Source organism: Saccharopolyspora sp. NPDC000359 (assembly GCF_040300525.1).
Taxonomy (GTDB): domain Bacteria; phylum Actinomycetota; class Actinomycetes; order Mycobacteriales; family Pseudonocardiaceae; genus Saccharopolyspora.
Genome location: NZ_JBEPDU010000067.1, coordinates 24,881 through 36,700, shown reverse-complemented (window position 1 = coordinate 36,700; position 11,820 = coordinate 24,881). Strand labels below are relative to the sequence as shown.

At 72.5% G+C, this 11,820-nt stretch carries 12 protein-coding genes; 4 read left to right on the top strand and 8 right to left on the bottom strand.

What is annotated here, in order from left to right; translation table 11 throughout:
* Both ABT324_RS30330 and ABT324_RS30325 read left to right on the top strand, forming a co-directional pair.
* Positions 1 to 805: sensor histidine kinase (locus tag ABT324_RS30330; protein WP_351184426.1), on the top strand; the 805-nt coding region annotated here is incomplete at its 5' end.
* 30 nt (positions 806 to 835) lie between these two features.
* Positions 836 to 1,528, top strand: a complete 693-nt coding sequence (locus ABT324_RS30325) for a response regulator (RefSeq protein ID WP_351184424.1) — start codon at positions 836 to 838, stop codon at positions 1,526 to 1,528.
* A gap of 83 nt (positions 1,529 to 1,611) precedes the next feature.
* Here ABT324_RS30325 and ABT324_RS30320 read toward each other — a convergent pair whose 3' ends face one another.
* Positions 1,612 to 2,628, bottom strand: a complete 1,017-nt coding sequence (locus ABT324_RS30320) for an Lrp/AsnC family transcriptional regulator (protein WP_351184422.1) — start codon at positions 2,626 to 2,628, stop codon at positions 1,612 to 1,614.
* A gap of 90 nt (positions 2,629 to 2,718) precedes the next feature.
* Here ABT324_RS30320 and ABT324_RS30315 point away from each other — a divergent pair, with 90 nt between their 5' ends.
* Positions 2,719 to 4,134 (top strand): MFS transporter, encoded by a 1,416-nt coding sequence (locus ABT324_RS30315; protein WP_351184420.1) that lies wholly within the window; start codon positions 2,719 to 2,721, stop codon positions 4,132 to 4,134.
* A gap of 4 nt (positions 4,135 to 4,138) precedes the next feature.
* Here the strand turns inward: ABT324_RS30315 and ABT324_RS30310 are convergent, their stop codons facing one another.
* Positions 4,139 to 5,179, bottom strand: coding sequence for a DMT family transporter (locus ABT324_RS30310; RefSeq protein WP_351184418.1), 1,041 nt, complete (start codon positions 5,177 to 5,179; stop codon positions 4,139 to 4,141).
* A gap of 158 nt (positions 5,180 to 5,337) precedes the next feature.
* On the opposite strand from ABT324_RS30310, the gene ABT324_RS30305 reads away from it, so the two are divergent.
* A complete protein-coding gene (locus ABT324_RS30305) occupies positions 5,338 to 6,231 on the top strand; it encodes a LysR family transcriptional regulator (protein ID WP_351184416.1) in 894 nt (297 codons plus the stop codon).
* On the opposite strand, the gene ABT324_RS30300 is transcribed toward ABT324_RS30305, so the two are convergent.
* The 6 genes from ABT324_RS30300 to ABT324_RS30275 all read right to left on the bottom strand — a co-directional run bounded on the left by ABT324_RS30300 (position 6,232) and on the right by ABT324_RS30275 (position 11,806).
* On the bottom strand, positions 6,232 to 7,683 hold the full coding sequence (locus ABT324_RS30300) for an ABC-2 family transporter permease (RefSeq protein ID WP_351184414.1): 1,452 nt from the start codon (positions 7,681 to 7,683) through the stop codon (positions 6,232 to 6,234). It abuts the gene before it with no gap.
* Entirely contained in the window at positions 7,680 to 8,396 is a 717-nt protein-coding gene (locus tag ABT324_RS30295; protein ID WP_351184412.1) for an ABC transporter ATP-binding protein, read from the bottom strand. Before ABT324_RS30295 ends, ABT324_RS30300 begins: the two co-directional genes overlap by 4 nt.
* A gap of 72 nt (positions 8,397 to 8,468) precedes the next feature.
* A complete protein-coding gene (locus ABT324_RS30290) occupies positions 8,469 to 9,368 on the bottom strand; it encodes a M56 family metallopeptidase (protein WP_351184410.1) in 900 nt (299 codons plus the stop codon).
* A complete protein-coding gene (locus ABT324_RS30285) occupies positions 9,365 to 9,775 on the bottom strand; it encodes a BlaI/MecI/CopY family transcriptional regulator (RefSeq protein WP_351184408.1) in 411 nt (136 codons plus the stop codon). Before ABT324_RS30285 ends, ABT324_RS30290 begins: the two co-directional genes overlap by 4 nt.
* Positions 9,776 to 10,313: 538 nt before the next feature.
* Entirely contained in the window at positions 10,314 to 11,480 is a 1,167-nt protein-coding gene (locus ABT324_RS30280) for a cytochrome P450 (RefSeq protein ID WP_351184406.1), read from the bottom strand.
* A gap of 98 nt (positions 11,481 to 11,578) precedes the next feature.
* Entirely contained in the window at positions 11,579 to 11,806 is a 228-nt protein-coding gene (locus ABT324_RS30275) for a hypothetical protein (RefSeq protein ID WP_351184404.1), read from the bottom strand.
* Between the last annotated feature and the right edge of the window lie 14 nt (positions 11,807 to 11,820).

Sequence of the window (11,820 nt, the reverse complement as noted above, 5' to 3'; positions counted from 1 at the left end):
GCACGGTGGCGGTGGCCGGTCGGCCCTGATCCGGGTGCTGGCCGGTGCGGCGCTGGTCGTGGTCGGCATCGTCATGCTGCTGGCCGGGTCGACCTCGATGGACGAGGTGCGCTTCGCGCTGCTCGCGGTGGGCGCGACGCTGGTCGGCGTCGCGGTGCTGACGGTGCCGTGGTGGGTGCGCCTGGTGCGCGACCTCAACATCGAGCGGGCCAGCCGGATCCGCTCCCAGGAACGCGCCGAGATCGCCGCCCACCTGCACGACTCGGTGCTGCAGACGTTGGCGCTGATCCAGAAGCAGGCCGAGTCCGAGCGCGAGGTGCGGCGGCTGGCCCGCGGGCAGGAGCGCGAACTGCGCAACTGGTTGTACGGGCCAGACGGCTACGGCGCGCAGCGGCAGGCTGTGGAGGACAAGCCCGCTGGCACCCTCGCCGCCGAGCTGGCCCGGATCTGCGGCGAGGTCGAGGACAGCTTCGCGATCAAGGTCCAGCAGGTCGTGGTCGGCGACTGCGACCTCGACGAGCGGTTGTCCGCGCAGCTCGCCGCGGCCCGGGAGGCGGTGGTCAACGCGGCCAAGCACGCCGGGGTCGGGGAGGTGAGCGTGTACGCGGAGGTGGAGGCCTCGCAGGTCTCGGTGTTCGTCCGCGACCGCGGCGCCGGGTTCGACCAGGCCAGCGTGCCCGCCGACCGGCACGGCCTGGCCGATTCGATCCGCGGCCGCATGCAGCGGCATGGCGGGAAGGTCAAGGTGCGCACCTCGCCCGGCGAGGGCACCGAGGTGCAGATGGAAATGCCGAGGGCGGCGTGACATTCGCGTACGCTGCGGTGGAGCCCAGCGATGGAGGATTTGATCGTGACCGGTGAAGACACCACCACCCCGCACCGGGTCCGGGTGTTCCTCGTCGACGACCACGCGCTGTTCCGCACCGGTGTGCGCGCGGAACTGGCCGTTGCCGCCGAGCAGGTCGAGGTGGTGGGCGAAGCCGGGTCGGTCGCCGAAGCGGTCGCCGGGATCGCGCACTACGAGCCCGAAGTGGTCCTGCTGGACGTGCACATGCCCGACGGTGGCGGGGCCGAGGTGCTGCGCCAGGTCCGCCCGCGGCAGCCGGACGTGGTGTTCCTGGCGCTGTCGGTGTCCGACGCCGCCGAGGACGTGATAGCGGTGATCCGCGGCGGCGCCCGCGGCTACGTCACCAAGACCATCTCCGGCCGGGAGCTGGCCGACGCGGTCGTGCGAGTGCGCGCCGGGGACGCGGTGTTCTCGCCGCGGCTGGCGGGTTTCGTGCTGGACGCCTTCTCGGAGGGGCCGAACTCGGCTCCGGTCGGCGATCCCGAGCTGGACCTGCTCACGCCCCGCGAGCGCGAGGTGCTGCGGTTGCTGGCGCGCGGCTACGCCTACAAGGAGATCGCCTCGGAGCTGTTCATCTCCGTGAAGACGGTGGAGACGCACGTGTCCAGCGTCCTGCGCAAGACCCAGCTGTCCAACCGCTACGAGCTCTCCCGCTGGGCCTCCGACCGCCGCCTGGTGTGACCTGTTCCTGGTGGATCTGCTTGGCGCAGCGGTGCCGGTTGAGCGGCTGCGCCGCTTGAACATCCACCCGACACCGAGGTTGCTCAGGCCGAGGTGCGCAACGGGACGAAGCCGGTGGCGCGGCCGGAGCGGTCCAGCATGCGTCCCATGCGCTTGACCGTCCGCAGGTTCACCAGCGTGTCGTGCACCTCCAGGGCGGGGAAGTTGCGCGTCGCTACCTGCTCGAACTGCTGGACCGCGCTGATCGACGGCAGCCAGGCGGTGGCGACCAGGTTGTGCTCCCCGGTGACCGCCGCGCACATCCGGACCGGTGGGAGCCCGGCCAACCCGGCCCCGACGCGGTCCACGTCCAGGGCGGCGACCCGCCCCCGCAGGGTGGCGGTGACCGGCAGCCCGACCAGCGGTGCGGCCACCTCGCAGCGCAGTGCGAGCACGCGCGAGCGCAGCATCGCGGTGACCCGGCGGCGGGCGGTCGCCTGGCTGGTGCCCGTTTTCGCGGCGAGCCGGGCGTAGGAGGTGCGGCCGTCCGCGGACAGCAGGCCCGCCAGCTTCCGGTCCAGGCCGGTGGCGGCGATCGGCGACGCGGGCGGCTGGCTGAGGCCGGGGTCCAGTGCGGCGTGCGCGGAAGCGCCCAGCGCGTGCAGCCGCCAGTTCGCCCCCTCGCTGTAGAACCGGGTGACCAGCGCGGTGGTGGTGGAGGTCAGGCCGGGCACCTGCTCGACGTGCCGCACCAGGTAGTGGTTGAGCGCCTCCAGGTCCTGCGCGGCGACGGTGAGCAGCAGGTCCTGCGTGCCCGCGGTGATCTCCACGGAGAGGCAGCAGGAGTCCGCGGCGAGGGTGGTCGCCACCTGCTCCTTGGTGCCCGGTCGGCACCGGGCCGTCACCAGCGCGACGCAGCCGCCGGTGGACAGCGCGCGGAAGTACGCGGTCGTCCAGGCGTCGCCACGCGCGGCGAGCCGCTCCCAGCGCCGGGCCACCGCATCCGCCGACCGGACGCCCAACGAGGTCGCCACCGCGGACCACGGCGCCCGCGGCCAGACCTGCAGCGCGTTCACCAGCGCCAGGTCGGACTCGCTGAGCATGACGGTTTTCCGCGCCACAGCCGGGGATCATGACGGATTTCCCGACATCCGACAACGCTCGCGCCGAGTTCGCCGACCATGCCGCAACCCGGATGGAAGGAGGCGCTGGTGACCGCCGCACCCCAGCCCACTGGTACGGAACTGCTCGCCCGCCTGGACCGGCTGCCGGTCGGCAGGCCGCACCGCAGGCTGATGCTGCAGGGCGGGCTCGGCTACCTCTTCGAGTCCTACGACGCCGTGCTGCTCGGCTACGCGGCCTCGGCCGTGGTCGCGCTCTGGTCGGTCGGCTCCGGCCTGGCCGGGTGGCTGCTGGCCTCGGTGTTCATCGGCTACCTGATCGGCGCGCTGGTCGCGGGCGTGCTGGCCGACCGCATCGGGCGGCGGCGCGTGCTGATGTGCGCGCTGCTGGTGTACGTGGTGTTCACGGTCGTCGCGGCGACCGCGTCCAGCCCGGGGGAGTTGATCCTGTGGCGGGTGCTCAGCGGGATCGGTGTGGGCGCCGAGGCCACCATGATCGTGCCCTACATCTCGGAGTTCCTGCCCACCCGCAACCGGGGCCGCAACATCGGCAACACGATGCTGTTCCTCGGCTTCGGCTACGTCCTGGCCGGGCTGACCGCGGTCACCGTGATCAGCCCGAACCCGGAGCCGGGCTGGCGCATCGCGTGCCTGGTCTGCGTCGCCCCGGTCCTGCTGCTGCTCTGGTGGCGCCGGGACCTGGTGGAGTCACCGCGGTTCCTGATCAGCCATGGCCGCGTCGGGGAAGCCACCGCGATCGTCGAGCGCTTCGAGCGCGAGACCGCGGTCAACGGACAGCTGCCGCCGGTACCGGCGGTGTCCGCGCCGGTCGGGGAGCCCGCGCCGCGGCGGAACGTGCTGCGGCAGTTCACCGCGCTGTGGGGGCCGGGTCTCGCGGTGCGCACCGGCGTGGTGTGCGTGCTGTGGTTCGCCATCCAGGCCGCGCACTACGGCTACGGGACCTGGCTGCCCACGCTCCTGGTGCTCAAGGGCTTCACGATCACCAAGAGCTTCTCGTTCGCGCTGGCCAGCGCGGTCGCCCAGATCCCCGGCTACTACCTGGCGGCCGCGATCAGCGAGCGCATCGACCGGAAGTGGACGATCGTGGCGTTCCTGGGTGGCTCCATCGCCTGCGCGGCCGGGTTGGCCACCGCGGAGCACGAGCTGGCGATCTTCTGCTTCGTCGTCGCGCTCTCGTTCTTCATGAACGGCGTCGCCGGGCCGCTCTACGCCTACACCTCGGAGATCTACCCGACGGAGTTCCGGGCGACCGGGATGGGGCTGGCCAGCGCGTGCGCGCGGGTGGGGGCGATCATGGCGCCGGTGGGCATCGGCTACCTGCACGACGACCTCGGGTTCGCCGGTGTGTTCGCGGTGCTGTGCGGCCTGCTGCTGGTGGGCGCCCTGGTGCTCGCGCTGCTGGGGCTGCGCACCGCGGGGCGGAGCTTGGAGGCCCTGCACGCCGGACCGGCCGCCGCGCGGACCCGCGACGACCAGCCGGCGTGACGCCTCACTTCATCGGGTGGTTGGTGGCCAGCTCGGCGTAGATCTGGGAGCCGCGCATCAGGGCCAGCTGCAGCCGGGCCCAGCCCTTCGGCGGGTCGATCGGCGGCAGCTGCTGCTCGACCGGCGCGGATTCGGTGCGGGTTGCGTCGGACATCGTCTCCTCCGGGTGGGTTGGGGTGGGTGAGCGGCGGGTCAGCAGCACGCCGATGAGCACGACCGCCATGCCCAGCAGGATCCGCAGGCCGAGCCCCTCGTCGAGCAGCCACCAGCCGAGCAGGACCGAGACGATCGGCATCAGGTAGGTCACCGTCGAAGCGGTGGTGGCACCTTCGTCGCTGATGATCCGGTAGTTCAGCGCGAACGCCAGCCCGGTGCCGAAGACGCCCAGCACCGTGACCGAGACCAGCGCGAGCGGGTCCCAGTGCACCGGGCGCAGCCCGTCCAGCGGCAGCGCCACGACGGCGTACCCGGTGGCTGCGATCATCTGCATCGCGGCGAGCACCAGCGGTGGCGGGCCATGCTGACCGGTCAGCTTCCGCCCGATGTAGACGTACGCGGCCCCGTAGCTGACCGCCGCGCCGAGGCAGGCGAGCACGCCCCAGCTGAGCATGTCGGCGCCCTGCCACGGCGCGAAGATCAGCAGCACGCCGAGGAAGCCGAGCAGCAACCCGCCGAGCCGGGCCGGTGGTGGCGCCTGGCGGGTCACCAGCACCCCGAACAACACTGTCCACAGTGGAGTAGTTGCGTTCAGTACCCCGGTCAGCCCGGAATCCACCGTCTGCTCGCCGATGCCGAACAGGACCCACGGCAGCGTGCTGCCGAACAGCGCGGCGACCGCGACGTGCCGCCAGACCACGCGGTCGCGGCTGACCCGCAACCCGCGTGCCGCGCACAGCACCAGCAGCACCAGCGCGCCGAGCACGATGCGGGTCAGCGCGATCTGCGTGGGCGCGAGCGCCGCCAGGGCCAGCTTGATCAGCAGGAAGCTGGATCCCCACAGCAGCGCCAGCGCGGCGAGCCGGGCGTAGTTCGTCGGGTTGTTCATGGCCTCTCCGGGTTTCGCGGATTCGCCGGGACGGTAGGTCGGGGACGCTTCGGTGGTGGCCGAACCGACCGCTCGACTCCCACGTTCCGCCAGATCGGCCGTAAGCACAAGTGAAATAAACTCAACCAACGCTTCAGCACTGCTGTAGTGTTGGGGGCATGTTGGACGTACGCCGCATGCAGGTCCTGCGCGCCGTGGTCACCAGCGGATCGGTCAGCGCCGCCGCGACGAACCTCGGCTACACCCCGTCGGCGATCAGCCAGCAGCTGTCCACGCTGGAGCGGGAAGCGGGCGTGCCGCTGCTGGAGAAGGTCGGCCGCGGGCTCAAGCCGACCCCGGCCGGGTTGCTGCTGGCGGAGCGGGCCGGGCAGATCTCCGAACTGCTCAGCAGCGCGGAGGTCGAGCTGGCCGACATCCGCGCCGGGCGCACCGGCCTGCTCCGGGTGCGGTTCTTCCACACCGCCTCGGTCGGGCTGATCCCGGCCGCGGTCGCCAAGTTCCGCGCCGAGCACCCGGAGGTGCAGCTGGACCTGCGGATGCAGGAGGTGGGCTTGGTCGACGACCTGGTCGCGGGCGAGTCGGACGTGGCGATCGTGGTGGTCGGCAGCCGGGTGCCCGAGCGGCGCGGCGTGCGGTTCGTGCACCTCGCCGACGACCCGTACCGGGTGGTGCTGCCGAAGAACCACCCGATGGCCGGGCAGGACAGCATCGACCTGGCGCAGCTGGCCGCGGAGCCGTGGGTGAACAGCGCGGTGACCAGCGACGACATCTGCGCCCAGCTGCTCCAGGAGGCCTACGCCAGCGCCGGGTTCAAGCCGAAGGTGGCGCTGGAGACCGACGGGAGCTACTCCACGCAGGGCTTCGTCGCCGCGGAGCTGGGCGTGGCGCTGGTGCCGCGCCTGGGCCTCGACGTGGTGCACCCGGGGGTGGTGGTCCGGGCAGTCCGCCGACCGGAACCGGTCCGCCGCCTGTACGCGGCGGTCCGCGAAGCCGTCGCCGACCGCCCCGCCACCCGGTCCCTGCTCGCCACCCTGCACGAGGTGGCGAGCTGATCAACGGCTGGCGGCCCGCCGAGCCGCGCCGACGATGGCGAACCCGAAGGCGGTGGCGACCGCGGTGGAGACCGGGACGGTGATCAGCACCAGGCCCGGGTCGAGCAGGTCCGCCCACGCCCACGGGACGAACGGCCACAGCGTCCGCTGCAGGTCGGTGCCGCCGACCAGGATCCCGGCCAGGACCCCGACGACCCCGGTGGTCACCGCGACCGGGAACGGGGCGCGGATGGCCAGCCAGAGGCTGAACGCGGTGAGCATCGCACCGACCGCGGTGCTGGTGAGCGCGACCGAACCGGCGTCAGCCAGTGGCAGGCCCGCGACCAGGTACACCGCTGCGCTGGCCACCGACACCGCTACGGTGGTGGCGATCGCGGCACCGGTCAGCGCGAGGGCGGGCTTGGTGGTGCCGGTCGCACGGGTCGCGACGGCCCGCCAGCCCGGGGCGCAGGCGTACCAGGCGAGCAAGCCCAGCACCAGGGTGCCGATCGGCAGCACGACCAGGGTGAGCAGCTCGACGCTGCGGGCCGGGTCGTGCCAGGTCAACCACACCCCGATCAGCCCGACGGCCGCCGGGCACAGCCACCGCAGTGCGGTGCCGCGCAGGACCACCGCCACCGCTGCCAGGGTGCGGTGTTGGCCGGGGCGTTCCGCTTCCGCGTCCGCCCGGCGGACCTGCGGTTCGGCCTTGGACCGCGGGACCCGGGACGTCGCCGGGTGGAGGCGGGGCAGCAGTAGGAAGGGCACCGCCAACGCCGCGCCGAGCAGCGTGGGTGGCCACGGCGACGTGGCGGCGAGGGCGGCGCCCGGCTCCAGCGCGATGCCGTTGGCGTGCGTGCCGATCAGCGGCAGCACGCCCCGGATGAGCCAGGCGGGCGGGAACAGCGCCCAGGACGGCGACTCGGCGAGCGCCACGCCCATGACTGTCCACACCAGACCAGCGCCGAGCACCACCAGCCAACCCACGTGCAGCGACAGCCACAGCAGCAGTGACAGCAGGCCGAGCTGCGATGCCCAGAGCACGGTGGTGATCGCGGCCGTGCGGCCCCAGGGGATCGAGGTCGGGTCCGTCAGCGCGCCGATGAGCAGCACCAGCGGGAGCACGGCGAGCGCGTTCAACAGCAGCGACCGGGTGGCCAGGACGGTGAACCGGCTCAGCCGCCGCAAACCCGGGCGCACCGGGCGGTACCAGGTCCCGCCGCCTCGGGAGGCGTGTTCGATGCGCGCCGTGGTGGCCACGAGCAGCGCGGTGAGCATCGGCCCGGTGAACACCGCCCACAGGTTCTGGAAGCCGAGCGCACCAGCCGAGGAGCGCTCGGTCCCGACCGCGAAGAACAGCGCGATGGCGACCAGGCCGAACGCCAAGCCGCTCAGCGGTAGGCGGGCCACCGCGCTGCGTCGCCAGGTGGCGAACTCGGCGCGGAGGGTGCGGGGCAGTCCGGTGGTCGTCATGCCCGCACCCCGCTGGTCAGCGAGAAGTAGGCGCGCTCCAGGTCGCCGTCCGGCGCGAACCCGGCGACGTCGCCCTGGTAGCGCAGCTGGCCTGCGGCGATCAACCCGATGTCGTCGGCGAGGGTGGCGACCTCGGACAGCAGGTGGCTGGAGAGCACGATGGTCCGCCCGGTCTGGGTGAAGCGCCGCAGCATCGCGCGCAGCGTCGCCGTTCCCCCGGGATCGAGGCCGTTCTGCGGCTCGTCCAGCACGAGCAGTTCCGGGTCGCCCAGCATCGCCATCGCCAGCGCCAGGCGCCCCTGCATCCCGACGGAGAAGCTCTTAACCTTCTTACGGCCGGAGTCGTGCAGGTCGACGGCGGCCAGCACCCGGTCGACCTCGGCTCCGGACACGCCGAGCAGGTGTGCGTGGACCAGGAGGTTCTGCCGCGCGGACAGGTGCCCGTAGAAGCTGGGGCCGTTGATGCTCGCCCCGACGCGGGACAGGGCCTGTCGGCTCCACGGCCGCCCGAACAGCTGGACCCGGCCCGAGCTGGGCGGCAGCAGCCCGAGGACCATCTTGAGCGTGGTGGACTTGCCCGCGCCGTTCGGCCCGAGCAGGCCGTAGATCCGGCCCGGGCGCACGTGGAGGTCGACGGACTTGACCGCTGGGGTGCGGCCGAACACCTTGGACAGCCCCGCGGTGCTGAGCACGGGGACTTCGTGGGGGTGCATGCTCTTCTCCTTCTCTGCTACACCGTGTAGCAATTCGAGGTGCAGGACGGCTGCGCGGCGGTGGTGCTCAGCTCACAGCAGGATGATCACGAGTGCGATGGCCAGCCCGCCGGTCACCCGGGCCGACCACAGCTGCGCAGCCGGAACGTCGCGCGGCGGCGTGGCCAGGGCGCGTGCCCGGTGCACGAATTCGGTGTTCCGGGCGGCGAAGGTGCTGCTGGCCACGGCAGGACTGGCGGCCACGTCGAGGTGGGCGAGCAGGGCCTTGGCCACGGCGCCAGCTCCCTGCGCTTCGCGGGCCCCCTGGTCCGCCCGAAGCTCGGCCGCGAGCCGAGCTTCGGCCAGCACCGCGCGCCACCCGGGAAGCCACCACCACGCCCGCAGCGAGCAGGTGGCCAGGAATATCCACAGTGGATGGCGGGCTGCCGCGTGCACGCGCTCGTGCGCGATGATCGCGGGCGCGTGCGCGGGCGGCACCCCCGAACCGAGGAGGATGCGCGGCCGCAGCAACCCGACGGTGCACGCCACCCCCAACCGGTCGGACCGCACCAGCCACACCTCGCCGCGCCGCTCCGGCGCCAGCGCGGCGACCCGCCGCGCGGTGCGGACCACCTGCACCGCCCCGGCCGCGAACGACACGGCCAGCGAGGCGAACGGCAACACCCAGACCGCGTGGAAGACGTACGCGCTCGCGGTGGCGACCACGTCCTGCGGGTCGATGGGGAAGACGTAGTTGGTGATGCCCCAGGCGTGCGGCGCCCGCCACGGCAGGTCCCGCGCGGGGCTGCCCGGCAGGTACGGCACCGACATCGCCAGCAGCGGAGTCATGGCGGTGAGCACGGCGAGGACGAACCGCTCTCGCGGCGGCAGGCGGCGGGTGAGGGGCCGCGTGGCGTGCCACAGGGCGATCGCCGCCAGCGGGCCCCAGACCGTCACCACGATCTGCGGGTAGCCCAGCAGGTCGGTGCTCACCGCGAACCCCCCGCAGCGCCCGGCTCGTCCTCGATCGCCGCCAGCAGCGCGCGCACCTGCGCGAGCTGGTCGGTGTCGTCGCGAACCGCCTGGACGAAGTGGGTCACCGCGAGGTCGCCGAACCCGTCCACCAGCTGCCGGACCTGCTCGGCCGCCACCTCCTGCTCGACCTCGGCGCGGGGTCGGGTGGGCCAGTACACGTACTGGCGGCCTTCCTTGCGCCGCGCCAGCAACCCCTTGACGACAAGGCGCTCCATCACCGTCTTCACCGTGGTGTAGGCCTGGTTCCCGCGCAGCCGCCGGAGGCATTCGGCCACATCCATCTCGTCGCCACCCCAGAGCACTTCCAGGATCGCCAGTTCCAGCGGTCCGAAGTGGGCGGCGAGGCCGCGTCGCGACGTCGACATGCTACAGAGCATAGCAGTTCGAGTGCCCCGTCCGGATGAGGAAACCGCGAGTTCCATTGAAGTCGCACATCCGGTTTCAACGAGGTGATCTCCCCGAGGGTGTCCCGACGCATCACCGGCGTGTCGGGTGCCCGACACACCGGTGGTTACAGTTTCAGTTGAAACTGTAACCGTCCCCCGCCCCTCCGGCGACGCATCACCACTCTTGTGCACCCGAAGTGAAGGCACCCTTCACCGGTCCAGCCGGGGAAGGGCGTCCTCCATCGGCGCCCGCGATCGGCGTTGGGTGCCGGTGGAAGCGGTTTCGGCACTCATCAGGGGTTACAGTTTCAGTTGAAACTGTGAATCATTCGGCGACTCGCCTGTGCGGGTCCGGTGAGATCCCCTCGACGGAACTCGCGGTTCTCCCGGTGGGGCGTTGCTTCTCGTCCATGCATAGCGAGTCGGTGGAGCAGTTGCTGGGAGCAGGGGAGTGCCGCCCCCGGTTTCGTTTTCTGATCGGTGCCCGCGTGGGGGTGTGGGGCGCTGGACGCGCCGGTCAGGGGGTCCAGCGCAGTGGCAGGTGCGGGATGTTCTGGTAGCCGTTGCGGCGGTGGACCACACCGCCGAGGGCGAGGTCGGGAAGCCCGCGCAGGACCTCCTCCAGCACCGCCGGGACCGTCACCATCGCCAGCTCCCGCCCGATGCAGCGGTGCGGGCCGCGACCCCACCCGGCGTGATCGCCGAGGCGGCGGTCCAGGCGCACCTCCTGGGGGGCGTCGTGCACCGCCGGGTCGGTGGCAGCCGCTCGCCAGGACAGCACGACCGTCGCCCCAGCCGGGACGGGCTGCCCGGCCAGGACGGTGTCGGTGGTGGTGCGGCGACCGGTGTGCGGGGCGGCGGGCTGGGTGCGGACGATCTCGTCGGTGAGCGGCACCAGGACCGCCGGGTCGGTGCGCGCCTGGTCGGCCAGCGCCGGGTCCTGGGCCAGGTGCAGCAGGGCGTTGGCCAGGGTGTCGACGGTGGTCAGCGAGGAGGCCGCGGAGATGATCTTGGCGTAGCGGCGCAGTGCGGCGGTGTCCTCGGCCGCGGGCAGCGGCAGCATGGCGCTGATGACGTCGTCCCCGGGGTCGCGGCGCAGGTGCGCGATGTGGTCGAGCAGCAGCTGGTCGAAGGCGGCTTCCGCCTCGGTGTTGTCCGGGCTGGCGAAGGTCTTGCCCGCCAACTCGGTGAACTGCGCCTGCTGCCCGGCCGGGATGCCCAGCAGCGCCCCGGTGAGCTGCCACGTCACATGGGCGGCGATCTCCGGGACGGCGTCGCACTGCCCCCGGGGGCGCAGGGTGCGCACGCGCTCGGCGGCCAGCTCGCGGGCCCGGGGTTCCCAGGCGCGCGCCGCGCGGGGGCCCAGCAGGGGGATCAGCGCCCGGCGGTGGTCGAGGTGCTCGTTGCCGTCGTGCTCGAACAGCAGTGCCGGGGACGGGGCGGCTTCGCCCCGGTCCGCGAGCTGGGCAGTGCCGGAGTGCTCGGTGAGCGCGCTGAGATCGGAGGAGGCGACCACGGCGCGCACGGCCTCGTCGCTGGTCGCCACGAAGACCGGCCGGTCGGGGTGGCTGGTCATGGCGGGCAGCTGCGCGAGGGGACAGCCCGCGCGCAGCGCGGCCAGCTCGGCATCGCCTTCGGCGGCGGAGATCGTCGGATCGTTGAGGTCGAAGTCATGAACAGGCACGGATTCCCCCTTGGTCCAAGTCCACCGGGGAGTGTGCCCGCTGTCCCAAGGACTGGGCTGGGCCGTTTGGGGCAAAGGGCGAAGGGAATGTGAACAGTTCACAAATTTTGCCAACGGTCGGCGAGCTCGGTCAGCGGCTGGGAGACCAGCTGCGGCCAGCGCTCCTCGTCCGTGCCCAGGCACCGGTCGGCGGCGCTGAACGTGCGCAGCGACCAGTGGTGCCGCCGCAGCTCGCCCGCGTGGCTCCTCGCTGGGTCACTGGCGCAGGGAGCCCGCCTCGCCGCGTCGTGGCTGGCGATCGACTTCCGGTGCGGGCTGGACGGCACGCGCCACCGCTGAG